Below are 21,829 nucleotides of genomic sequence, written 5' to 3'. Positions count from 1 at the left end.
ATCTTGCTCATGGTTACTTGTTCTCCTCGGTGCGGGCGGCGGGGCAGGCGCCGCGGGCCGGCGTCGGGCCGGCTTCGGGCGGGGCGTCGGGCCCGCGTCGCTCCGGCCTCGGGGGTGACGGCGGGCGGACGTCAGGGGGAGGACAGGGCGGCTTGTGCCGCCTCGCGGAGTGCCGTCGCGGTGTCCCGCGTCCACGGGTCGCCGTGGCCGAAGCAGGCCACGGACGGGGCCAACGCGGCCAGCCGGCGGAAGGAGGCGACCGCCTGGGCGCGGTCGACGTTGAAGACGCCCAGCATCACCTGGCCCACCCCCGCCACGCAGTCGCCCGTGAACAGAACCCCGTGCGCGGGCAGGTGCACGCCGATGCTGCCCGGAGTGTGACCCGGGGCGTGGACCACCACCGCCCCGTCGCCGAAGCCGAGCGCCTCGCCGTCCTCCAGCTCCCGGTCGACCCAGGTCGGCGGGGCCTCGGGGACCGTCAGCCCGTGCGCGTAGAGCGGGACTTCCCAGTCCAGCAGCACCGGCTCGGGGACGGGATGTTCGCCGCGCACCACCGGGGCGTCCAGCCGGTGGGCGAGCACCTGCGCGCCCCAGCGGGCGGCGAGTTCGCCTGCGGCGCCGACGTGGTCGCGGTGGCAGTGCGTCAGGACGATCCGCTCCAGTCCCTCGGGCGCCAGGCCGAGGGAACGTATCGCCTCCTCGATGGAGTCGGCCGAGCCGGCATGGCCGGCGTCGATCAGGGTGAGGGCTTCGCCGTCCCGCCAGAGATAGGCCTGGCCGATGGGGAAGCGCAGCATGTGGAGACGTTCGGGGATGACTTCTACAAGATCCATGACCGCGACCGTAGACCCTCGCACCCACCCCGCGGACGCGACTTAGCCGGGAGCAGAGTACGCCCAGGGCGCACTGCGCCCCGGGCGTACGCGGCACCGGCCCGCCGGCGTCAGACGCTCCTGGACGCCGCGTAGTTCACCAGGAACAGGGCCTCGGCGACCGACAGCCGCTCCAGCTCCTCGGGCGACACGCTCTCGTTCACCGCGTGGATCTGCGCCTGCGGCTCGCTCAGCCCGATCAGCAGCATCTCCGCCTGCGGGTACAGCGACGTCAGCGTGTTGCACAGCGGGATCGACCCGCCCATGCCGCTGATCTGCATCTCCTGGCCGTCGTACGCCTCGCGCAGCGCCGCCGCCATCGACGCGTACGCCGGGCTGCTCGTGTCCGCCTGGAAGGGCTGGCCCTGGCCCACCACTTCGAGCTCGAGCTTCGCCTTCCACGGGGTGTGCGCCACCAGGTGCGCCTCCAGCAGCTTGATGGCCTCGGCGGTGTCCACGCCCGGCGGCACGCGCAGGCTGATCAGCGCGCCCGCACTGGCGTGCACCGAGGGGGTCGCGCCGATGACCGGCGGGCAGTCGATGCCGAGCACGGTGACGGCGGGACGGGCCCACAGCCGGTCCGCGATCGTGCCCTCACCGATCAGCTCGACGCCGTCGAGCACCTTCGCGTCGGCGCGGAAGTCCGCCTCCGGGTACTGGAGGCCCTCCCACACCGCGTCCGAGGCGAGGCCGTCCACGGTCGTCGAACCGTCCTCGGAGCGCAGCGAGTCCAGCAGGCGGATCAGTGCGGCGAGCGCGTCGGGGGCGACGCCGCCGAACATGCCGGAGTGCAGGTTTCCGCCCAGAGTGTCGATCTTGACCTTGACGAGGGTCATCCCGCGCAGCGTGGCCGTCACCGTCGGCAGGCCGAGGCGGAAGTTGCCCGCGTCGCCGATGACGATGGTGTCGGCGGCCAGCAGCTCGGGGTGCGCCTCGGCGTACTGCTGGAGGCCGCCGGTGCCCTGCTCCTCCGAGCCCTCGACGATCACCTTCACGCTCACGGGCACCCCGCCGTTGGCCTTAAGGGCGCGCAGCGCCAGCAGGTGCATGATGAAGCCGCCCTTGCAGTCGGCGGCGCCGCGCCCGTACCAGCGGCCGTCGCGCTCGGTCAGCTCGAAGGCGGGGGAGATCCAGGCGGCCTCGTCCAGCGGCGGCTGCACGTCGTAGTGCGCGTACAGCAGGACGGTCGGGGCGCCCTCGGGGCCGGGCAGGAACCCGTACACGGACTGGGTGCCGTCCGGGGTGTCGAGCAGCGCCACGTCCTGGAAGCCTTCGGCGCGCAGGGCGTCGGCCACCCAGTTCGCGGCGGCCTGGCTCTCGCTCTGCGGGAACTGGGCCCAGTCCGCGACCGACTGGAAGGCCACCAGCTCGGTCAGCTCCGCCTTGGCGCGGGGCATGAGCGAGGCGACGGTCTCGGCGATCGGATTCTGCGGCATGGGCACGCTCCTCGTGGGTGCGACGTTGTGGTAAGTGCCGGGTACGGCGAATGCAAGGCGAAAGGCCGTCACGATCCTCGCACAGAGGGACGAGGCGGCGGCTCGCCGTAGGATTTCCACGGCATCGGAGCAACCGGGTGATCAGGAGCAGCAGCACATCGTGAGCAGCGACGACGACGTGAACGGCGCGAACGCAGAGCAGGCCGCTGAAGGGGCGGAGCAGGCCGCTCGGCGGGCGGACGAGGGGACCCCGGCCGGGGCGGCGGCCGAAGGAGCCGTCGAAGGGGCCCCCGGAGGGGCGGCGGACGGGGCCGGCGAGGGCACCGCGGAGGTGTGGGACGTCGTCGTGGTCGGCGCGGGACCGGCCGGGGCGTCGGCGGCGCGGGCGGCGGCCGTCGCGGGGCGGAGCGTCCTGCTGCTGGAGAAGGCCGAACTGCCCCGCTACAAGACCTGCGGGGGCGGCATCATCGGCCCCTCGCGCGACGCCCTCCCCCCGGGCTTCGTCCTGCCCCTCCAGGACCGCATCCACGCGGTCACCTTCTCCCTGAACGGCAGGCTGACCCGGACGCGGCGTTCGAAGAACATGCTGTTCGGGCTCATCAACCGGCCCGAGTTCGACGCGGCGCTCGTCGCGGAGGCCGAGAAGGCCGGCGCGACCCTGCGTACGGGCACGGCCGTGTCCCGGGTCGAGCAGCACGGCGCGTCCGTGCCCGACCGGCGCACGGTCGCCGTGGTGCTGGCGGACGGCGAGACCGTCCTGGCCCGGGCCGTGGTCGGCGCCGACGGCAGCGCCAGCCGGATCGGCGCCCACGTCGGGGTGGAGATGGACCAGGTCGACCTCGGCCTGGAGGCGGAGATCCCCGTCCCGGCGACGGTGGCCGAGGACTGGAAGGGCCGCGTCCTGATCGACTGGGGGCCGCTGCCCGGCAGTTACGGCTGGGTCTTCCCCAAGGGCGACACGCTCACCGTCGGGGTCATCTCGGCGAAGGGCGAGGGCGCAGCCACCAAGCGGTACCTGGACGACTTCATCGCCCGGCTGGGTCTGGCCGGCTTCGAACCCTCCGTCTCCTCCGGGCACCTGACCCGCTGCCGCAAGCCGGGCTCACCGCTCTCGCGCGGCCGGGTGCTGGTGGCGGGCGACGCGGCCGGACTCCTGGAGCCGTGGACCCGGGAGGGCATCTCCTTCGCGCTGCGCTCGGGGCGGCTGGCGGGGGAGTGGGCGGTCAAGATCTCCGAGGCGCAGGACGCGGTGGACGCGCGCCGCCAGGCGTTGAACTACGCCTTCGCGGTCAAGGCCGGCCTGGGCGTGGAAATGGCCGTCGGCAAGCGGCTGCTGACCGTCTTCGAGTCCCGTCCGGGGCTGGTGCACGCGGCGCTCACGGGCCTGCGCCCCGCCTGGACCGCCTTCGCCCGCATCACGCGCGGCTCGACGACGCTGCCCGACCTGGTCCGTACGCACCCGCTGGCCCGCAGGGCGCTGCACCTCCTGGACGACCGCCAGGCGCGGCGCGGCCGGGGATAGGCGCGGCAGGACCAGGCGGCGGCGCCGGGCGCCGGTTCCCGTGGACGACCGCGCGCGGTGGGCCGCCGGGAGGGGCCCGTCCGGGGCGGGGCGCCGGGGGGCCGGCGCCCCGCCGTGCGTGCGGGGGAGCGGGATCCCCGTGGGGGCCGGGCGGGGCCGGGCCGCCGCTCAGTGGGCCACCGCGATGCGGAAGACGGGGTGGTCCCCGGCGGCCGCCCGGAGTTCGGCGTCCGTGGACTGGGCGGTGACCCCCTGGAAGAACCGGTTGACCTCCCAGCCCCACTTCTCCAGGTAGGCGCGCAGTACGGCTGCCTTCTGCGCGGGGTCGGTCAGTTCCACGGCGGTGAAGGTGCGGACCTTGCGGCCGACGCGCAGCTCACCGCCGCCCGCCGCGCGCATGTTCCGGACCCACTGGGAGTGGCCGCGGGCCGAGACGAGGTACTGGTCGCCCCCGAAGGTGTGGGGGTTGACCGGGATGCGCTGCATCTGGCCGGAGGTGCGGCCGCGCACCGACAGCTCGGCCGTGCCGGCCAGGCTGACGCCGAGGCGGGCGAGCTTGCCGAAGAGGGCGTTGAAGCGGACGGCGAAGCGGCCGGCCTGGGCGTAGTACGGGGCGGAAGCGGTCATGGTGACCCTCCGGGGCTGTGGGATCAGGGGAACCGGCATTGACTCCGAGAGCACTGCTCTCGCTTGAGATCAGTGTGCACGGATCAGCGCACCGAAACAAGAGCGCTGCTCTCTGAAGTGAGCGGCGCTCCGGTTTTTGGGCAGTGCTCCAAGCCCGTGGCACACTGAGCCGCATGAGCACCGTGCGAGGAGCCAGGGAACGGGCCCGTATCGAGGTCACCGCCGCCATCAAGGACGAAGCGCGCCGCAGACTCGCGGCCGGGGGCGCCGCCGACCTCTCGCTGCGCGCCGTCGCCCGCGAGCTGGGCATGGTCTCCTCCGCCCTCTACCGCTACTTCGCCAGCCGCGACGAGCTGCTCACCGCGCTGATCGTCGACGCCTACGACAGCCTCGGCTCCGCCGCCGAAACGGCGGAGGCCGCCGCCCTCACCGCCGGCGCCCCGCCCCGTGCCCGCTGGATCGCCGTCTGTGAGGCGGTCCGCGGCTGGGCGCTGGCGCACCCGCACGAGTACGCCCTCATCTACGGCTCACCGGTCCCCGGCTACACCGCCCCCCTCGACACGGTCGGCCCCGCTTCCCGCGTGGCCAACGTGTTCATCGGCATTCTCCGGGCCGCCTACGAAGGCCGCGGCCTGGCGCTGCCGCCCCTGCCCGCGGCCCTGCGCTCCGAAGCCCTGCGGATGACCGCCGACTTCGCCGAGGGCCTGCCCCCCGAGGTCACCGCCGCCCTGGTCGCGTCCTGGGCACAGCTCATGGGACTGGTCTCCTTCGAACTGTTCGGCCAGTTCAACCGGGTCGTCGAGGAGCGCGGGGCCTTCTTCGCGCACGCCGCCGGACAACTGGCGCACTCGGTGGGACTGCCCGCCGCACAGCCGGCCGGGTAGCCATGCGGGCGGGGCGGGGCGGCCCGGTGGCGGGGCGGGACCGGTGACGGTTCGCTTGTCAGTTCCTCATACCAATCCGGGTGGTTCGGCTTTCACCGGGTTTCCGCGCGTCTAGTGTTCCTCGGGTCCCGCCCCCGCCCCGCCGCCCCGGAGGAACAGCCGTGGCCCCCGCCCGCGTACTGAAGGCCCTGTACGCCGTCGTCCTGATCGGGCTGCTCGCCGCCCCGGCGCCCGCCGTACCCGCCTCCGCGAGACAGGCCCCGCCCCTCCCGGCGGCGTCCGCTCCCCGGCTCCCCGGCGTGCCCGGCCTGGAGATCGGCGTGCCCGCCTACGTCTGGGCGGACGACCCGGTGCTGGCCGCCCTCACCGCCACCCGCCCCGCGGCCTCCGTGGTCGTCCTCAACCCCGGCAACGGCGACGCCCCCTTCGACGGCCCCTGGCGCGCCCGCGCCGACGCCCTGCGCGCCGGCACCACGGCCACCGGCGAGAGGACCAAGGTCCTCGGCTACGTCCACACCGACCACGGCAACCGGGACCCGGCGGCCGTCAGGGCCTCCGTCGACAACTACCTCAAGCCCTCGGGCGAAGGGGACGGCCGGCTCCACGTCGACGGCATCTTCTTCGACGTGGTCAGCCGCGACTGCGGTCCCGCCAACGCCACCCGCGACCACTACGCCGCGCTGCGGCGCTACGTTCAGGACACCCTCCACGCCGCCGACCCGGACGCGGACGACCTCGTCGTGAACAACCCCGGCACCGCCATCGCCGACTGCTACCTGGAGCCGGGCCACCGCACGGCCGACGTGTTCGTCACGTACGAGGACACCTACGCGGCGTACACCTCCGGCGGCTGGCAGGGGAACGTGTTCGACGCCCGTGGCGGCTACCGCCCCGGCACCGAACTCGATCCCACCGGCACCGCGTTCTGGCACCTCGTCCACGAGGTCCCCGACACCACCGCGATGCGCACCACCCTGCGCACCGCCTTCGGCCGCGGCGCCGGCTACGCCTTCGCGACCAGCGCGGCCATGCCCAACCCCTGGAACACCGCCCCGTCCTGGAAGTACCGCCCCCAGACCTCCTACGCGGCCACCCTGGGCGGCGACGACGCGGCCGGCTGACCCGCCCCGTGGCCGGCCTACGGCTCCTCGGGGCCGCCGAAGGGGCCGGCGGGTCCGAAGGCGTGGGCGGCGAAGCGGCCGGCGATCAGGCGGTGGGTCTCCGCGTCCGGGTGGAGGCCGTCGGGGAGGGGGAGCGCGGCGTGGTCGGTTTCGCCGTAGAGGACGAGGCCGTCGAGGTGGTGCAGGTCGGGGTCGTCGGCCGCGCGCGCCTTCACGAGACGGGCCAGTTCCTCCCGTACGACCCTCAGCGTCAGCTTCCCCGCGGCGACCTCGGCGGGGTCGCCCGTGGCCCGGAACCGCAGCCGTCCGGCGGCGAGTTCGGTGAAGTCCGTGGCGGTGGGGCCCGGCGTGTCCTCGTGGGCGGGGCACAGGATCGGTGAGACGACCAGCAGCGGTGTGCGGGGGTGGCCCTCGCGGATGGTGTCGAGGAAGCCGTGGACGGCGGGGCCGAAGGCGCGCAGGCGCATCAGGTCGTGGTTGACGAGGTTGATGCCGATCTTGACGCTGATCAGGTCGGCCGGGGTGTCGCGCAGGACGCGCGCGGTGAAGGGGTCCAGCAGGGCGTTGCCGCCCAGCCCCAGGTTGACCAGCTCCACCCCGCCCCGGGCGGCGGCCAGGGCCGGCCAGCTCGTGCTCGGGCTCGCGGCGTCGGAGCCGTGGCTGATCGAACTGCCGTGGTGCAGCCACACCCTGCGGCCCGGGTCCGGGCAGGGTTCGACCGGGGCGTCGGTGCGCAGGGCCACCACTTCGGTGACCTCGTTGTGCGGCAGCCAGATCTCGACGTCCTTGAGCCGGCCGGGGAGGCCGGAGAAGCGGACCGTGCCGACCGGGCCGGGGAGCGTCTCGGCCGACCCGGTGGCCATGTCGACCATGACCACGTTGCCGCCGCTCACCCCGGCCCGGCCGGTCAGCCGGCCGTCGACGAGCAGGTCGTACACGCCGTCGGGGCGTGGCGGGGCGCCCCGGTAGGACGTCTTGGTGCGCAGCGCGTCCAGCTCGACGGCCGTCGCGCGGGTACGGAAGACCAGCCGGACGCCGGAGGGCTGGGCCTCCGCCATGGCCAGGTGCCCGTCGGCGCACTGGGCGCGGGCCCGGGCGGGCAGCCGGTGCGGGAGCAGCCCGTGCGTGGTGCGTTCCAGCTCCAGGGCGCCGCGCAGGAAGCGCTCGTCCACGGGGGTGGTGATCCAGTCGGGGGAGGTCATGGGGCCAGCCTGCCCGCCCGGTTCCCGGCCCGCACGGCATTTCTCCCGGCCCCGCCCCGGGGTCAGATGCCCGCCGTCTCCTGCCACAGCCGCGCCAGCGACGCGTCGCCCCGTACGCACGGTCCGGCCAGCGGCACCCGGTTCCACAGGGCCGCGTACAGCCAGGACGCCTCCTCGACGATCTCGCAGTCCGCCTCCTCCCCGGTGTCGCCCCGCACCGTACGGACCGGCTCCTTCGACAGGTGGAGCGTCCACGCCGCCCCCGTGTCCGCCGCCCGGATCCGCAGCACCCGGGGCTCCTCGGTCCGCACGCGGCTGCGCGGCCGGGCGTGGAAGCCGGTCAGCAGCTCGTCCACCCCGTCCTCAGCGAACTCCGGGGTCACCGCCGAGAAGGCGACGCCCCGGGCGGACTCGGCGTCGAAGCGGTGCACGGTCGTCTCGTGCGCCTGCCGCCGCGCCCAGAACGCCACCGGCGACGGCGGCGCGGTCGGCAGGAAGGTCCAGCACACCAGCTCGGCCGGAGCCTCGGCCAGCGTCCGGACCAGCTCGGCGTGCCCCGTGCGGAACCAGGCCAGCAGCTCCGCCCCGGCCAGCTCTGGCGGCTGCGGGAACGGCACCGGCTCCACGAGGCCGTCCCGCACGTACCCGGCCGCCCAGCGGTGCACCGACCCGGTGTGCCGCAGCAGGTCGGCGACCCGCCACTCGGGGCAGGTGGGCACCAGCGCGTCCACACCCGCCTGTTCGGCCTGGTCGGCGAGCAGCTCGCCCTCACGGGCCAGGGTCTCCACGTATTCGGTGATCTTCATGCCGCGAGTCTGCCAGCCGCCCCTGACAATGGGAGGGTGGACGGGGAACTCTTCCCGCGCGAGCGGACCGAGATCGCACCCGGCGCCGTGCACCTGCCCGACTGGCTCGGGCCCCGGCGCCAGCGCGAGCTGCTCGCCGCCTGCCGGGAGTGGGCGCGACCGCCGGCCGGGCTGCGCACCGTACGCACCCCCGGGGGCGGCACGATGACCGCCCGGCAGGTCTGCCTGGGCCTCCACTGGTACCCGTACGCGTACGCGCACACCGCCGTCGACGGGGACGGGGCGCCGGTCAAGCCGATGCCCGGGTGGCTCGCGGAGCTGGGACGGCGGGCCGTCACCGCCGCGTACGGGACGCCCCCGCCGCCGGCGGAGGCGTACGACATCGCCCTGGTGAACTTCTACGACGGCGACTCCCGGATGGGCATGCACCGCGACGCCGAGGAGCGTTCCGGGGCGCCGGTCGTCTCGCTCAGCCTGGGTGATTCCTGTCTCTTCCGCTTCGGCAACACCGCCTCGCGCGGCCGCCCGTACCGGGACGTCGAGCTGCACAGCGGGGACCTGTTCGTGTTCGGCGGCCCGAGCAGGCTGGCCTACCACGGGGTGCCGAAGGTGCTGCCCGGCACCGCCCCGCCGGAGCTGGGCCTCACGGGGCGCCTCAACATCACGCTGCGGGTCGGCGGCCTCGGCCCCTAGCCGGGGCCTGCGCGGCCTCCCGATCATGCGAGGATCCCTTCATGAACGGCAACGGGGCCCCGCCGGGGGCGGGGGACGCGAGCACGGCGTCCGCAGCGTCCGCGAGGACCAGGCTGGAGCGCGGCCGCGGGGCACTCGGCCCGGCGCTGGAGCTCGTCCACACCGGCCGGGCCCCGACCCGGGCGGTCCTGACGGCCGAGCTCGGCGTCACCCGGGCGACCGCCGGAGCCGTGGCGGCCGAGCTCGAGGCGCTCGGCCTGATCCGCGTCGACTCCCGCCCCGGAGGCGCCGCCGGCACGCAGGGGCGGCCCTCGCACCGGCTCGCCGTCGACGAGAACGGCCCCGTGGCGCTGGCCGCGCAGGTGCACTCGGACGGGTTCCGGGCCGCGCTGGTGGGCCTCGGCGGGCGCATCGTGGCCACCGCACCCGGCAAGGTCACGGTCTCCGCCGACCCCGCGCAGGTCCTCGGCGCGGTCGTCGAAGCGGGCGCCCGGCTGCTCGCGGAGTCCGGGCGGCGCTGCGTCGGCGCGGGCCTCGCGGTGCCCTCGGCGGTCGCGGAGCCCGAGGGGACGGCCCTCAACCCGCTGCACCTGGCGTGGCCGGCCGGCTCTCCCGTCCGGGCCGTCTTCGCCGAGTGCGTGAAGGCGGCCGGCATCGACGGGCCGGCCCTGACCGGCAACGACGTGAACCTCGCCGCGCTCGCCGAGCACCGGCACGGCGCGGGCCGCAGCGCCCAGCACCTGCTCTGCGTGGCCACCGGGCACCGCGGGGTGGGCGGGGCGCTGGTGCTCGACGGCCGGCTGCACAGCGGCAGCGCCGGCCTGGCCCTGGAGGTCGGCCACCTCACCGTCAACCCCGAGGGCCGGGCCTGCCACTGCGGCAGCCGGGGCTGCCTGGACGTGGAGGCCGACCCGCTGGCCTTCCTCACCGCCGCCGGCCGTACGCCCGGCCCCGAGGTGTCGCTGCTGGCGCAGGCCCGCGACCTCCTGCGCTCCGAGTACGCGCAGCCGTCGGTCCGGGCGGCCGCCGAGGAGCTCATCGACCGGCTCGGGCTGGGGCTGGCGGGCCTGGTGAACATCCTGAACCCGGACCGGATCATCCTCGGAGGACTGCACCGGGAGCTGCTGTACGCCGACCCGGAACGGCTGCGGGCGGTGGTTGCCGACCGCAGCCTGTGGGGGCGCAGCGGAGGCGTGCCGATCCTGCCGTGCACCCTCGACCACAACAGCCTGGTCGGGGCGGCGGAGCTGGCGTGGCAGCCGGTGCTGGACGACCCCCTGGGGGCGCTGGGCGCCGCGGCCTGAGGGCGCCGGGGGCGGGCGCCCGCGGGGGAGTCAGCCGGGCCCGGCGCCGACCGTGACCGACGCCGGCACGCCGGACGTGACGGCCGGTGCGTCGTCGGCGGCGAGCACCGGGCAGGAGGGCTCCCGTACGGTCTTCTTCACGCCGATACGGACCGTGCGCGTCGGCGTCGCCGGTGCGGGGGCGGCCCGCATGGAGAACCACACCACCTTGCCGGGACCGTCCGGCCGGTGCCGGGCGCCCCAGGCCTCGCTGACCGCCTCGACGAGCGCGAGTCCGCGTCCGCAGGTCTCCAGGTCATCGGCGTCGCGCCGAACCGGCAGCCGCGGATCGCTGTCGTGGACGGAGACCGTCAGCCGCCCGAGGCGGAGTTCGATCTCGACCGTGCAGACCTTGTCGGGCTGCGCATGGCGGTGGACGTTGCTGAGCAGTTCCGTCACGCCGAGCGCAGCCCGGTCTATGAGCGGGTCGAGCTGCCAGTGGCGCAGTTGCGCGGAGATGATTCTGCGGACCTGGCCGATCCGTGCGGGCAAGGCCTGCAGTTCCACGACGCAGTGCCTGCGGGAATGACTGATCACGGCTGCGACTCCCCGACATCATTGTTACGGGTGCTGCACCCACGGTGACGCAATCACCAGGGTCACCCACGGTGGCGCCGCTTGCAACCGAACGCCACACAATGCGACCAAAAGCGATCCGCATGGAAACCCAAAGTCATCGTTTGCGCAGGTGAGGGGGGTACATTTCGAAAGGAGGGGGCCCGGAACCGACAAAGGAGCAAGGCGCATGAGCACCACCGGTACCACCGGTACGACGGCTTCGAACACGGCCGCGAGCGCGGCGGCCGCGCGCCCGGCCGCGGGCACGGTGGCGACGACCGTCGACATCGACCGGAGCGACGCCGACTACCGCGCCTGGCTCAAGGAAGCCGTGCGCAAGGTCCAGGCGGACGCCAACCGCAGCGCCGACACCCACCTGCTGCGCTTCCCGCTGCCCGAGGCGTGGGGCATCGACCTCTACCTCAAGGACGAGTCGACGCACCCGACGGGCTCCCTGAAGCACCGGCTCGCCCGCTCGCTGTTCCTGTACGCGCTCTGCAACGGCTGGATCCGCCCCGGCCGCCCGGTCATCGAGGCGTCCAGCGGCTCGACGGCCGTCTCCGAGGCCTACTTCGCCAAGCTGATCGGCGTCCCGTTCATCGCCGTGATGCCGAGGACCACCAGCCCGGAGAAGTGCCGGCTCATCGAATTCCACGGCGGCGACTGCCACTTCGTCGACGACCCGATGAAGATGTACGAGGAGTCGGCCGACCTGGCCGCCCGCACCGGCGGCCACTACATGGACCAGTTCACCTACGCCGAGCGCGCCACCGACTGGCGCGGCAACAACAACATCGCCGAGTCGATGTACCAGCAACTGCGCCTGGAGCGGTACCCGGAGCCCGCGTGGATCGTCGCGACGGCCGGCACGGGCGGCACCTCCGCGACCATCGCGCGCTACGTCCACTACATGCAGCACGACACCCGCATCTGCGTCCCGGACCCGGAGAACTCCTGTTTCTTCGACGGCTGGACCAACCACGACCCGCACGCGAGCAGCGACTGCGGCTCGCGCATCGAGGGCATCGGCCGGCCCCGGATGGAGCCGAGCTTCGTGCCCGGAGCCATCGACCGCATGATGAGGGTGCCGGACGCGGCGTCGGTCGCCGCCTGCCGCGCCCTCGAACAGGCCATAGGCCGCAAGGCGGGCGGCTCCACCGGCACCGGACTGTGGAGCGCCCTGAAGATCGTCTCGGAGATGGTGGCGGAGGGCCGCAAGGGCAGCGTCGTGACCCTGCTCTGCGACCCGGGTGACCGCTACCTCGACAAGTACTACTCCGACGCGTGGCTGGCGGCCCAGGGCCTCGACATCGCCCCGTACGCCGAGACGCTCCAGGCCCTGCTGGAAACCGGCGAATGGCGCGAGCCCGAGGCCTGAGCCCCGCGGCCGGCCTAGCTCGCGGTGCGCGTCGCCAGCCGGGCGTCCAGGGCGCGCACCGCCGTACGGAAGGACCGGCCGAGGCCCGGTCGGGCCGCGGTCAGCGCCAGCCGGAAGGGGGCCGGGCCGTCGGCCGCGAAGGTCCAGCGGACGAGGGTCCCGCCGGTGCCCGCGTCGGGGGCCAGCAGCCACTCCTCCAACAGGGCGCTGACGCCCGGGACGTTGGTCTCGTCGACCCGGTACGCGTAGCGCAGCCCGGGATCGGCGGCCATGACCGTCTCCTGGAAGCGGACCCCGCCCACCAGCCGTACCTCGCGGCCCGCGCCGCCCCGGGTCGGCCGGGCCAGGGTGACCGCCCCGAACCAGGCCGGCCAGCCCGTGACCTCCTGGGCGAGGGCCCGGTACACGGCTTCCGGCGGGGCCGCGGCCCGGGCCGTGAAGGCCGGCCGGACCGGGGCTTCGCGGACGAAGTCCAGCCCCACGGGACGGAGTCGGCGGGCCATGGCGTTACCCCCTGAAGTGTGGCGCGCTGCGTACCGGCGCGCGGGTGCGGCGCGTGCGCGGGTGGCGCGCGTGTGTGTGCCGCGCACCCTAACCGGCGCCTCCTCGGATGTCTGCACCACGCCCGCAGCCCGCCGGTCAACCCTTTCGGCCGGCCGACCGGTCAGCAGGGCGCCGGCAGGGCCGGCAGGTCCTCCGGGAACAGCAGGGTGAGCTCGTCCGTACCCGCATCGGCCAGCTGCGCGACCCGGCCCGCGTGCCGTTCCACCATCGCCTCGAACGTCTGGCGCGCGGTCCGGCCGTTGCCGAACGCCGGCCCCTTGGGCAGCTCCGCGAAGTACCGCAGCAGCGCCTCCCCGGTGCCCTCGCCGAGCCGGTACTCGTGCTCGTCCGCCTGCTGCTCCACGATCCGCAGCAGCTCCTGCGGTCCGTAGTCCCCGAACGTGATGGTGCGGGAGAACCGCGACGCCACCCCCGGGTTGACCGTCAGGAACCGCTCCATCTCCGCCGTGTACCCGGCGACGATCACCACCACCGCGTCCCGGTGGTCCTCCATCAGCTTCACCAGCGTGTCGATCGCCTCGCGCCCGAAGTCCCGGCCGGAGTCCTCCGGGGCCAGCGCGTACGCCTCGTCGATGAACAGCACCCCGCCCCGCGCCCGGTCGAAGGCCTCCTGGGTACGGATCGCCGTGGAACCGATGTGCTCCCCGACCAGGTCCACCCTGGACACCTCGACCAGGTGGCCGCGCTCCAGCACCCCGAGGGAAGCGAGGATCTCCCCGTACAGCCGGGCCACGGTGGTCTTGCCGGTGCCCGGGGAGCCGGTGAAGACCAGGTGCCGGCGCACCGACGCCGCCTTGAGGCCCGCCTGCTGCCGCCTGCGCCCGACCTCGATCATGTCGGTGAGGGCGCGCACCTCGCGTTTGACGCTGTCCAGCCCCACCAGAGCGTCCAGCTGCCCCAGCACCTCCACCGAGCCGCGGGCGGCCGACGCCGGATCCGGTGCCGGGGCCGCCGCCGGATTCGGGTGTTGGGCGGGGCGGGAGGCCGGCACCGGGACCGCGGACCGCTCCGCCGGTCCCTGCGCGGCCGTGGCCGTACGGGACCCCCCGGCAGCCGACCGCGCCCCCGCGAGAGCGCCGTCCGCCGGCCGGGCGGTCCCGGCGTCGTCACCGGTGCAGCCCTCGGCGAGCGGGCCGTCCTCCGCGAACTCGTAACCCCCGCGCGCGCAGCGCTCGGTGTGACACCGGGCGAGGGAGGTGCGGCAGCCGTCGATGACGTGGAATCCGAAACCGGAACTGCCCGTCACCCGGCAGGCGGTGAAGCTGCCCCGGCCGCCCGCCGACACGTAGAACCCGGCTTCGGCGGGGGAAGTGACCGTGCACCGCTCCAGCGTGGGATCGGCCCCCTTGGTGACGATCACGCCCGTCTGCACGGCGTCGATGGTGCAGTTGGCGAGGGTGCCGCCGCTGCCGTGGTCACGGAACCACGCCCCGGTGCCCGCGTCCCGGATTCGGCAGTCGTCGAGCTGCGCGGTGGCTCCGTCGCTCACCGAGACGGCCGTGTTGCGCACCTGCGAGAGGTCGCTGTCGACCACGTCCACGCGCGAACCCCGGTCCAGCACGAACAGTGCGTCCGGTACGTCGTGCAGCCGGCAGGAATCCAGCGAGACGGTGGCCCCGTCGCTGACCCACACCGCGGGATAGTCGCCCGTACTGTCGTGGATCTCGCAGGAGTCGGCATCGACCCGGGTCCCCGGATCCCACACCGACAGGCCGTTGCGCCCGAACCGGCGGACCGTGGTGCGGCTGAGGGTGAGCACCGAACGGGAGCGCAGGTCCACCGCGTTCTCCGGGATGTCGTGGATGTCGCAGCCGTCGAGCGTCAGCACCGCGTCCGTGTCGAGGGTGACCCCGTCGGCGGACGTACGGTGCACCGCGCAGTCGGTCAGGCGGGCAGCGGCACGCCCGGCGATCTGCACGCCGGCGCCCTTGACCTCGTACACCTCGCAGCCCAGCGCCTCAAGGCCCGAGCCTTCCCCGGTGACCGCGATGCCCGCGCCGACCGCGTGGTGGATCCGGCAGCGCTCCAGGCGCGGATGCCCTCCGCGCACCGAGACGCCGGCCTGGCCGGCGGCCACCACCTCGCACTCCTCGAACACCCCGCCGCCACCGTCCAGTACGGAGATCCCGACCCCGGCCGGATTCTCCACCGTGCACCGGCGCACCAGGGGGCGGGCCCCGCCGCGCACCTCGATGCCGGACGCCGAGCGGGTGTGCACGCGCAGGTCGCTGAGCTCGGGCGAGCCCTCCTCGACGAGCAGCGCGGGCGCCGCCCGGTCCGCCCCCTCCAGGTACAGGTCCTGGACCACGGCCGAGGCGCGCACGGTCAGCGCGACCCCGTCCAGCGGGGCGATCCGCACCGACCCGGCCACCGCGCCCTCGGGCCCGCGCAGGGTGACGGCGTGACGCAGGACCAGGTTCTCCCGGTAGGTGCCGGGGGCGATGGACAGCACGTCGCCGTCGCCCGCCGCGGCGAGTGCCGCGGTCAGCGTCGGATACTCACCGGAACGCCGCCGCCACCGCGAGGCCCCGCCGTGCGTCACCTGGACCGTGCCCTGAGCCATCGTGCTGTCGTGCCCCCACCCTCGTACTCGATCCCCGTACCCGCGCTGCCGGACCGGCCTGCGGCTCCACGGTAGCGCGCGCGGAGCCGGTGAGCGGCCAGGTCAACTGCCCGCGCCCGCCCGGCCCCAGTCCGGTCCCGCCTGCGCCCACGCCCGGTCCAGGTGGACGTACCGCCGATGCATGAGCCTGCGTACGACCAGCCGGCGGACCGTCTCCGCCAGCGCGGCCGCCGCGAGCGCGGCGGCCAGACCGACGGCAGCCGCGTGGAAGGAGGCGGCGGACGGGTCCAGCGGCTGCCCCACCAGCCGCCCCCGGACGTCGGTCCACATCCGGAACCGGTCGCCCGGGCGGGGTGGTTCCTCGGCCGCCGGGACCGTGCCCTCGTGGCTGCTGCCGTCGGGCGCGGTCCAGGAGGCCACGACCTCGGTCCGCTCGGGCGCCTGCCGCTGCGGCGGCGGATCCGCGGCCGGCCCGGCGGCAGGTCCGGGCGCGGGCCGGACCACCACCGCCGGGACCAGGTACCGCTCGTGCCGCTGCTCGCGCGCGGCCCGCTGCAAGGTCCCGTCCACCTGGAGGCCCGCGACCCAGCCGAAGAGCGGGGCCACCAGCAGGACGCACACCAGCGCGGCGAACGCCACCCACGCCTCGAAGAGATCGGTCGGCCGTCGCAGCGGATTGCGCCGCCAACGCCACACACCCATTGCTGTCCGCACGGTCCGGCTCCCCCTGCCCCATGCCCGGTCTTGCTCTGGCCGCGCGCCCCGTCCCAGCCTCGCACGCCCGGCGGACGCGCATTCCGGGACGCGCGGGACCCGTGTCACCCCATCCGGTGCCCCTGGCGCCGGGGGTGTTCACACGTCCTGCATGCTCCAACGGCCGTGCGCCGCCGGTTGGTTCCGGTGAGTGCCGCGAGCCCCTCGAAGGTGTCATTCCGTCTGCTCCGCCGTGGTCAGTGGCGGGCTCGGGGACCTCCGGGTGCGGCGGGCGCACTCACTCCAGGACGCGTACCTCGTCGCCCACCCGCACCGTACCCGTGACGACCGGCACCAGCTGGCGCCCGAAGGCCAGCGACTTCCCGATCCGCCGGTGCCGGGCCAGGGTCTTCAGCGGTTCGCGCCCGCGCTGCGACGTCCGCTGGTCGGTGGTGGTCACGATGCAGCGCCCGCATTCCCGCACCCCGCGGAAGACGGCTTCGCCGACCGCTATGCGTCGCCAGCCGTCCTCGGCCCAGGCCTCGGCCGGTCCGCCGACCACCAGATTGGGCCGGAAGCGGTTCATGGGCAGCGGGCCCTCCTCCGGATGGTCGCCCCGGGCGATCAGCGCGTTGAGGGCGTCCAGCGAAGCGCTGGTGGTCAGGAGGACCGGGTAGGCGTCCGCGAGGCTGACCGTCTCGCCGGGCAGCGCGTGGTCCGGGTCCACGGGCCGGCGGACGGCCGGGTCGTCGAGGTACACGAGCCGGGCGGGCTGCCCGAGGTAGGCGGTGAACCACTCGGCGGCGGCGGACGCGGCCACCACCGTCTCGGTCTTCTTGCCGAACAGCACGACCGGCTCCAGCGGGCCGGGCTCCGGGACCTCCACGACGAGGGCGGGCATGCCCGGCCCGGACAGTTCGACCCGCCCGTCCGCCAGCGGCCGCGCCGAGGCCAGGGCCAGCCGCGCCTGCTGGCGCTGGGTGATGACGGCGCCGGTCGTGTCGACCACGGCCCAGCGCCGGTCCCCGGCCGGCCCCCAGGGCTCCACGGCCATCTCGTCGGGAGCAGTCCCCGCTACCGACTTGACGGGATGGACGTGGAGCGACTGGACGTACAAATTAGCCATGGGGGCATTGTGTCAGCTGCCCCCGCCGGCCCCCGGGGCACTGTGTGTACGGCGCACGGTGTGCGGGGCGCCGGGCGCCCCGGTCAGTAAGCCCGCTGCTGGTACGGGCGGCCGTACGGGTCCTCGTACGAGGGGACGGCCGCCGGAGTCGCCATGGGGCGCGGGGCCGCCGGCCGCATGGCCTCGTACCCGGTGCCCATGGCGGCGGGCCGGGGCTGCTGCGGCTGGGGCTGCGGCACGTAGCCCGCCCGGGCCGCGTACTGCTGTTGCTGCGGGATGTAGGGGGCGGGCGCGTGTTGAAGCGGAACCGGCATCTGCTGCGGCTGGGGGGCAGCCTGCTGCGGGTAGCCGTACCCGTACGAGGGCGCCGGCAGCTGGGGGGCGGCGGGCGGCAGGGCGGGCATGGACGAGGCGAGGGCCGGCAGGTATCCACCGCTCGAGTAACCGGCACTGGGCGACTCGTAGGCGGCCGGAACGCGGATCGGGGCGATCTGCGGAGTGCCGCGTTCGGCGACGAGGGAGTCGTAGATGGGGGTGTCCGGGAAGGAGGGCGCGGAGTAGTAACCGCCGCCATAAGTGGAGCGGGGGGAGGTCATGGGGACAAGTTAAGCCCACGACTTCACGGGGTCCATAGCCAGGTGCCGTCAACACCGCGCTGACCTGCATATTCCCAGGTCAGCGCCCCAGCTTTCACTCGGCGTTCACCTGCACGATTCGTCACTTGCGCCCCGTCTTGGACGTAGTCGTACCAGCCGGTTGGCCCTTGCACCTACATCGGCTTGACGCAGCGTCACAACCCGGTGACCTCGGATGACGTCCCCTCAGGTCGGGGCCCTCCCGGTTCTGGCGGCGGAAGTGGTTTCACGCATCGCTCGGCCGGGCATAGGTACGGCCCTTCCAGGCGGCGCCGCGCCCCCGGTAGTGCTGGACCGCCGAGTCGACGGTCATCAGGAGGTAGAGCAGCGCGGTGAGCGGCAGCAGCGGAGCCAGCGCGGGCGACCGCCGGTAGTAGCGCAGCATGGGCAGGTACGTCCCCGCCATCAGCAGCCAGGCGAGACCCCCGGCCCAGACCGTGGCCGTGCGCCCGGGCGACGGCGCGGCCGCCAGCCCCGCCAGCAGGGCCGCCGGGGGGACGAGGTACACCAGGACCAGGCCGGCCACCGTCCCGGCCAGCAGCAGGGGCTGGTGGCGCAGTTGGGCGTACGCGCTGCGCGACACCATCCGCCACAGGTCCCCGAGCGCGGGGTACGGGCGGACGCTGTCCACCCGCTCCGCCAGCCCGAGCCAGATCCGCCCGCCGGAACGCTTGACGGCGCGGGCGAGGGAGACGTCGTCGATGACCGCCTGCCGGATGGAGTCCGGGATCCCGGCCCGGACGGCCGCCTCGGTGCGCAGCAGTACGCAGCCGCCGGCGGCCGCGGCGGTCCGGGCGGTGGGGCTGCTGATCCGGCGGAAGGGGTACAGCTGGGCGAAGAAGTACACGAAGGCGGGTACGACGACCCGCTCCCAGAAGCCGTCCACGCGCAGCCGGGCCATCTGGGAGACCAGGTCGAGGCCGGCGCTGGTCGCGGCGGCGACCAGCTCGCGCAGACTGTCGGGCTCGTGCGCGATGTCGGCGTCCGTGAGGAGCAGGTACTCGGGCCCCTGGCCTCCGGCGGTGGCGGTGGCCCGGGCGTGGGCGATGCCGTGGCGCAGGGCCCAGAGCTTGCCGGTCCAGCCGGACGGGGGGTCGCCCGGCGTGACGACGGTGAGGGGCAGCCCCGGCTGCCGGGCCGCCAGCCGGTGCGCGAGTTCGGCGGTGCCGTCGCTGCTCCCGTCGTCGACGAGGACGATCCGCGCCTCGCCCGGATAGTCCTGGGCGAGCAGGGAGGGCAGGCTGCGGGGCAGCACCCCGGCCTCGTCCCTGGCCGGGACGACGATGGCGACGGACGGCCAGCGGGCGGGGGCGGTGCGCGGGGGGAGGCGGACGTCGGTGCGCCAGAACATGCCCTGGGCGAAGGTCAGCCAGAGCCAGGCGGCGAGGGAGGCGCAGGCGGCGATGAGGAGGAGGCCCATTGCGGCAGTGTTCCCGAAACGGCGGGACGTGTCGCGCGTCACCGCCGGATTCCGGGCCGGGTTCCGGGCGAGCCGGCTCCACCGAGAGGGGCGTCGGTGCGGCGCGGGGCCCGCTCCCGGGGCTGTGCCCCACCGCCCGAGGCCGAGCCCCGTGGGGGCGGGGGGCGGGCTTTCGGTGGGGGTGTCGACTAAGGTGACCAGGTGAAGATCGCGCTCATGGACTCGGGAATCGGCCTCCTCGCTGCGGCCGCCGCGACGCGTCGGCTGCGGCCCGACGCCGATCTGCTGCTGTCCTCCGACCCCGACGGGATGCCCTGGGGGCCCCGGACGCCCGCCGACCTCACCGAGCGGGCCCGTGCCGTCGCCCGGGCCGCCGCCGCGCTCGGCCCGGATGCCCTGATCGTGGCCTGCAACACCGCGTCCGTGCACTCCCTGCCCACCTTGCGGGCCGAACTGGAGCCCGGTATCCCCGTCATCGGCACCGTGCCCGCGATCAAGCCCGCCGCGGCCGCCGGCGGCCCGGTGGCCATCTGGGCCACCCCCGCCACCACCGGCAGCCCGTACCAGCGCGGCCTGATCCGCGACTTCGCCGCCGGGGTCCCCGTCACCGAGGTGCCCTGCCCCGGGCTCGCCGACGCCGTCGAGGCCGGTGACGGGGCGGCGGTCGCCCGTGCCGTCGAGGCCGCCGCCGACCTCACCCCGGCCGACGTCACCGACCTCGTCCTCGGCTGCACGCACTACGAGCTGGTCGCGGGGTCCATCCGGGCCGCCCTGGCCGCCCGCAACGGGGGAGCGGAGATCCGGTTCCACGGTTCCGCCGAGGCCGTCGCCGTACAGGCGCTGCGCCGCATCGGCCTGGAGCCCGCGCCCGAGCTGCCCCGCACCGGCGGGCTGACCGTCCTGCACAGCGGGCGGACCTCCGCCCTCTCCGACGCCGCCCTCGCCTATGCCGAGGGACGGCTGCTCGCGGAGCGGGAGCAGGTCCACCAGCACTGACGGCGGCGGCCCGCGAAAGACGGTTCCCCCGTGCGGGCGGGGCTCGCATACTGGGCCCTGTGATTGCCTATGCCAAGCACCTTCCCGCCGGGGCGATACCGGCAAGTGACGTGCGGACATGGGGCGTTGCGGAGTCCGAGCGCTGGCGCAAGGCCCGGGCCCCGATCGTCTTCGCCCCTGCTGCGGGGAGCTGGATCCTCGCTGTCCTGGTGACCGTCTCCCTCGCGCTGATCCTCCGCGACGGGGGACCGGCGGATCCGGTGGGCACGGCGTGGCGGTTCTACCCGGCGGCGGTGCTGCTGGTGGCCCTGCCCCTGTGGTACCGCTTCCTGCCCGCCGCGGCCGCCGTGGCCGCGGCCGTGCTCGCGCTGGAGTCGGCCGCCGCGCTCGCCCGCGGCCCCGGTGTCGTCCTGGTGTTCCTCATGGCGGTGTGGTCGCTGGCCGGCGCACTGCTGCGGCTGAGGGCCCGGCGCCGCCAGGAGCGGCTGGTCCTCGCCGCCGCCGGAACGGCCCGCTTCCCGCTGCCGGACCGGCTGCCGTCCGGGCAGGAGGGGCGCGGCAACACGCGGCTCCTCGTCGGGGCCTTCCTGTGCCTGGTCGCCGCCGGAGTCCTCGTGGACGGCCTCGTCGACGACCTCGGGTCGCCGCCGGGGTCCGCGCCGTACGACGCCGTCGGCCAGCAGCGCATCGCCCTGGTCCTGCTGGTCTCCGGGACCACCCTGCTGGGCCGGGGCTGGGCCGCCGACCTGGCCGTGCGCCGGCTGTACGCGCAGGACCAGCCCGCGTTGGTGGTCGGCGTACGGATCGCCCCCACCGGGCACTTCTGGCTGCTGCCGGACGCCGACGACACGACCGGCCGGCCCCTGGTCTGCTACCGCCCCCGCCGCGAGGACACCCACGGCGGCGCACAGCTGCTGGCCTCCGGGGCGGCGGAGGCGGCCCGGGACGGGCTGCACGACATCGACGCCCGCGCCGAGCCCTTCGAGGCGGTGCTCCACGGGGTGCCGCGCGAGGGTGCCGAGGTGGTCCTGGAGTGCGCCGTACACGAGGGGTACCGCAGCATCTACTCCCAGGTCACGGGCGTTCCGCTGCTGCCCCGCAGGCGGCACCGGCTCGGCGCCTGGAGCCCGTCCGGGGTGTCGTACCGGGAGACCGCCGAGGGACGGCGGGCGCGCGAGGAGGAACGGCGCCGGGAGCACGAGCGGCTGCTGAAGAGCACGCGTCCGTCGAAGGCGAAGCGGGCCACGGCCACCGGGACCGCCGGCACGACCGCGTCCGGCGGCGGATGCGGCGGCGGTGGCGGAGGGTGCGGCGGCGACGGCTGCGGTGGGGGCTGCGGCGGCGGCTGCGGCTGACACCCCCGCAGCCGGCGCCCCCGGCCCGGCGCCCA

The 21,829-nt window shown here is 74.9% G+C and carries 20 protein-coding genes; 8 read left to right on the top strand and 12 right to left on the bottom strand.

Annotation, left to right across the window (positions count from 1 at the left end; all coding sequences use genetic code 11):
* Positions 1 to 131: 131 nt before the first annotated feature.
* Entirely contained in the window at positions 132 to 833 is a 702-nt protein-coding gene (locus AB0D45_RS31660; protein WP_362465494.1) for an MBL fold metallo-hydrolase, read from the bottom strand.
* 110 nt (positions 834 to 943) lie between these two features.
* Entirely contained in the window at positions 944 to 2,308 is a 1,365-nt protein-coding gene (locus tag AB0D45_RS31655) for a dipeptidase (protein WP_362465491.1), read from the bottom strand.
* Positions 2,309 to 2,639: 331 nt separating this feature from the next.
* On the opposite strand from AB0D45_RS31655, the gene AB0D45_RS31650 reads away from it, so the two are divergent.
* A complete protein-coding gene (locus AB0D45_RS31650; protein WP_362465497.1) occupies positions 2,640 to 3,830 on the top strand; it encodes a geranylgeranyl reductase family protein in 1,191 nt (396 codons plus the stop codon).
* Positions 3,831 to 3,998: 168 nt separating this feature from the next.
* Here the strand turns inward: AB0D45_RS31650 and AB0D45_RS31645 are convergent, their stop codons facing one another.
* Positions 3,999 to 4,457, bottom strand: a complete 459-nt coding sequence (locus AB0D45_RS31645) for a nitroreductase family deazaflavin-dependent oxidoreductase (RefSeq protein WP_362465488.1) — start codon at positions 4,455 to 4,457, stop codon at positions 3,999 to 4,001.
* Between the two features lie 173 nt (positions 4,458 to 4,630).
* Between AB0D45_RS31645 and AB0D45_RS31640 the strand changes: the two genes are divergently transcribed.
* Both AB0D45_RS31640 and AB0D45_RS31635 read left to right on the top strand, forming a co-directional pair.
* A complete protein-coding gene (locus AB0D45_RS31640; protein WP_362465485.1) occupies positions 4,631 to 5,341 on the top strand; it encodes a TetR/AcrR family transcriptional regulator in 711 nt (236 codons plus the stop codon).
* Between the two features lie 161 nt (positions 5,342 to 5,502).
* Entirely contained in the window at positions 5,503 to 6,462 is a 960-nt protein-coding gene (locus AB0D45_RS31635) for a spherulation-specific family 4 protein (protein WP_362465482.1), read from the top strand.
* 17 nt (positions 6,463 to 6,479) lie between these two features.
* Here AB0D45_RS31635 and AB0D45_RS31630 read toward each other — a convergent pair whose 3' ends face one another.
* Positions 6,480 to 7,664 carry a GDSL-type esterase/lipase family protein gene (locus AB0D45_RS31630; protein WP_362465480.1) on the bottom strand — a complete coding sequence of 395 codons (1,185 nt, stop codon included), beginning with the start codon at positions 7,662 to 7,664 and terminating at the stop codon, positions 6,480 to 6,482.
* Between the two features lie 62 nt (positions 7,665 to 7,726).
* Positions 7,727 to 8,470 carry a maleylpyruvate isomerase family mycothiol-dependent enzyme gene (locus AB0D45_RS31625; protein ID WP_362465477.1) on the bottom strand — a complete coding sequence of 248 codons (744 nt, stop codon included), beginning with the start codon at positions 8,468 to 8,470 and terminating at the stop codon, positions 7,727 to 7,729.
* 36 nt (positions 8,471 to 8,506) lie between these two features.
* Between AB0D45_RS31625 and AB0D45_RS31620 the strand changes: the two genes are divergently transcribed.
* Positions 8,507 to 9,163, top strand: a complete 657-nt coding sequence (locus AB0D45_RS31620; protein ID WP_362465474.1) for an alpha-ketoglutarate-dependent dioxygenase AlkB — start codon at positions 8,507 to 8,509, stop codon at positions 9,161 to 9,163.
* Positions 9,164 to 9,204: 41 nt separating this feature from the next.
* Positions 9,205 to 10,467 carry an ROK family protein gene (locus tag AB0D45_RS31615; RefSeq protein ID WP_361606390.1) on the top strand — a complete coding sequence of 421 codons (1,263 nt, stop codon included), beginning with the start codon at positions 9,205 to 9,207 and terminating at the stop codon, positions 10,465 to 10,467.
* Positions 10,468 to 10,497: 30 nt separating this feature from the next.
* On the opposite strand, the gene AB0D45_RS31610 is transcribed toward AB0D45_RS31615, so the two are convergent.
* Positions 10,498 to 11,043, bottom strand: a complete 546-nt coding sequence (locus tag AB0D45_RS31610) for an ATP-binding protein (protein WP_362465471.1) — start codon at positions 11,041 to 11,043, stop codon at positions 10,498 to 10,500.
* A gap of 208 nt (positions 11,044 to 11,251) precedes the next feature.
* Here AB0D45_RS31610 and AB0D45_RS31605 point away from each other — a divergent pair, with 208 nt between their 5' ends.
* Positions 11,252 to 12,442, top strand: a complete 1,191-nt coding sequence (locus tag AB0D45_RS31605; RefSeq protein ID WP_362465468.1) for a PLP-dependent cysteine synthase family protein — start codon at positions 11,252 to 11,254, stop codon at positions 12,440 to 12,442.
* A gap of 14 nt (positions 12,443 to 12,456) precedes the next feature.
* Here AB0D45_RS31605 and AB0D45_RS31600 read toward each other — a convergent pair whose 3' ends face one another.
* The 6 genes from AB0D45_RS31600 to AB0D45_RS31575 all read right to left on the bottom strand — a co-directional run bounded on the left by AB0D45_RS31600 (position 12,457) and on the right by AB0D45_RS31575 (position 19,443).
* Complete coding sequence (locus AB0D45_RS31600) at positions 12,457 to 12,945, bottom strand: SRPBCC family protein (RefSeq protein WP_362465465.1); 489 nt, start codon at positions 12,943 to 12,945, stop codon at positions 12,457 to 12,459.
* A 161-nt stretch (positions 12,946 to 13,106) separates the two neighbouring features.
* Positions 13,107 to 15,569: a right-handed parallel beta-helix repeat-containing protein gene (locus tag AB0D45_RS31595; protein WP_362465462.1), complete on the bottom strand. Its 2,463-nt coding sequence runs from the start codon at positions 15,567 to 15,569 to the stop codon at positions 13,107 to 13,109.
* 102 nt (positions 15,570 to 15,671) lie between these two features.
* Positions 15,672 to 16,283, bottom strand: coding sequence for a hypothetical protein (locus tag AB0D45_RS31590; protein WP_362465459.1), 612 nt, complete (start codon positions 16,281 to 16,283; stop codon positions 15,672 to 15,674).
* 277 nt (positions 16,284 to 16,560) lie between these two features.
* On the bottom strand, positions 16,561 to 17,388 hold the full coding sequence (locus tag AB0D45_RS31585; protein ID WP_362465456.1) for an MOSC N-terminal beta barrel domain-containing protein: 828 nt from the start codon (positions 17,386 to 17,388) through the stop codon (positions 16,561 to 16,563).
* Positions 17,389 to 17,471: 83 nt separating this feature from the next.
* Positions 17,472 to 17,984, bottom strand: coding sequence for a DUF6643 family protein (locus tag AB0D45_RS31580; protein WP_361606411.1), 513 nt, complete (start codon positions 17,982 to 17,984; stop codon positions 17,472 to 17,474).
* 265 nt (positions 17,985 to 18,249) lie between these two features.
* Positions 18,250 to 19,443, bottom strand: coding sequence for a glycosyltransferase (locus AB0D45_RS31575; protein ID WP_362465453.1), 1,194 nt, complete (start codon positions 19,441 to 19,443; stop codon positions 18,250 to 18,252).
* A 201-nt stretch (positions 19,444 to 19,644) separates the two neighbouring features.
* Between AB0D45_RS31575 and AB0D45_RS31570 the strand changes: the two genes are divergently transcribed.
* Both AB0D45_RS31570 and AB0D45_RS31565 read left to right on the top strand, forming a co-directional pair.
* Positions 19,645 to 20,439 carry an aspartate/glutamate racemase family protein gene (locus AB0D45_RS31570; RefSeq protein ID WP_362465450.1) on the top strand — a complete coding sequence of 265 codons (795 nt, stop codon included), beginning with the start codon at positions 19,645 to 19,647 and terminating at the stop codon, positions 20,437 to 20,439.
* Between the two features lie 59 nt (positions 20,440 to 20,498).
* A complete protein-coding gene (locus tag AB0D45_RS31565; protein WP_362465447.1) occupies positions 20,499 to 21,794 on the top strand; it encodes a hypothetical protein in 1,296 nt (431 codons plus the stop codon).
* Positions 21,795 to 21,829 lie beyond the last annotated feature (35 nt).

It is taken from the genome of Streptomyces sp. NPDC048352 (assembly GCF_040651895.1).
Taxonomy (GTDB): domain Bacteria; phylum Actinomycetota; class Actinomycetes; order Streptomycetales; family Streptomycetaceae; genus Streptomyces.
Note: the sequence above shows the minus strand (reverse complement) of the source record. Positions and strands in the feature narration are given on the sequence as shown.

Excerpts from the sequence above, each read along its gene's own strand:
- AB0D45_RS31600 (WP_362465465.1), bottom strand. The coding sequence starts at position 12,945 with ATGGCCCGCCGACTCCGTCCCGTGGGGCTGGACTTCGTCCGCGAAGCC.
- AB0D45_RS31585 (WP_362465456.1), bottom strand. The coding sequence starts at position 17,388 with ATGGCTAATTTGTACGTCCAGTCGCTCCACGTCCATCCCGTCAAGTCG.
- AB0D45_RS31615 (WP_361606390.1), top strand. The coding sequence starts at position 9,205 with ATGAACGGCAACGGGGCCCCGCCGGGGGCGGGGGACGCGAGCACGGCG.
- AB0D45_RS31605 (WP_362465468.1), top strand. The coding sequence starts at position 11,252 with ATGAGCACCACCGGTACCACCGGTACGACGGCTTCGAACACGGCCGCG.
- AB0D45_RS31595 (WP_362465462.1), bottom strand. The coding sequence starts at position 15,569 with ATGGCTCAGGGCACGGTCCAGGTGACGCACGGCGGGGCCTCGCGGTGG.
- AB0D45_RS31640 (WP_362465485.1), top strand. The coding sequence starts at position 4,631 with ATGAGCACCGTGCGAGGAGCCAGGGAACGGGCCCGTATCGAGGTCACC.
- AB0D45_RS31580 (WP_361606411.1), bottom strand. The coding sequence starts at position 17,984 with ATGACCTCCCCCCGCTCCACTTATGGCGGCGGTTACTACTCCGCGCCC.
- AB0D45_RS31625 (WP_362465477.1), bottom strand. The coding sequence starts at position 8,470 with ATGAAGATCACCGAATACGTGGAGACCCTGGCCCGTGAGGGCGAGCTG.
- AB0D45_RS31575 (WP_362465453.1), bottom strand. The coding sequence starts at position 19,443 with ATGGGCCTCCTCCTCATCGCCGCCTGCGCCTCCCTCGCCGCCTGGCTC.
- AB0D45_RS31645 (WP_362465488.1), bottom strand. The coding sequence starts at position 4,457 with ATGACCGCTTCCGCCCCGTACTACGCCCAGGCCGGCCGCTTCGCCGTC.
- AB0D45_RS31660 (WP_362465494.1), bottom strand. The coding sequence starts at position 833 with ATGGATCTTGTAGAAGTCATCCCCGAACGTCTCCACATGCTGCGCTTC.
- AB0D45_RS31655 (WP_362465491.1), bottom strand. The coding sequence starts at position 2,308 with ATGCCGCAGAATCCGATCGCCGAGACCGTCGCCTCGCTCATGCCCCGC.
- AB0D45_RS31630 (WP_362465480.1), bottom strand. The coding sequence starts at position 7,664 with ATGACCTCCCCCGACTGGATCACCACCCCCGTGGACGAGCGCTTCCTG.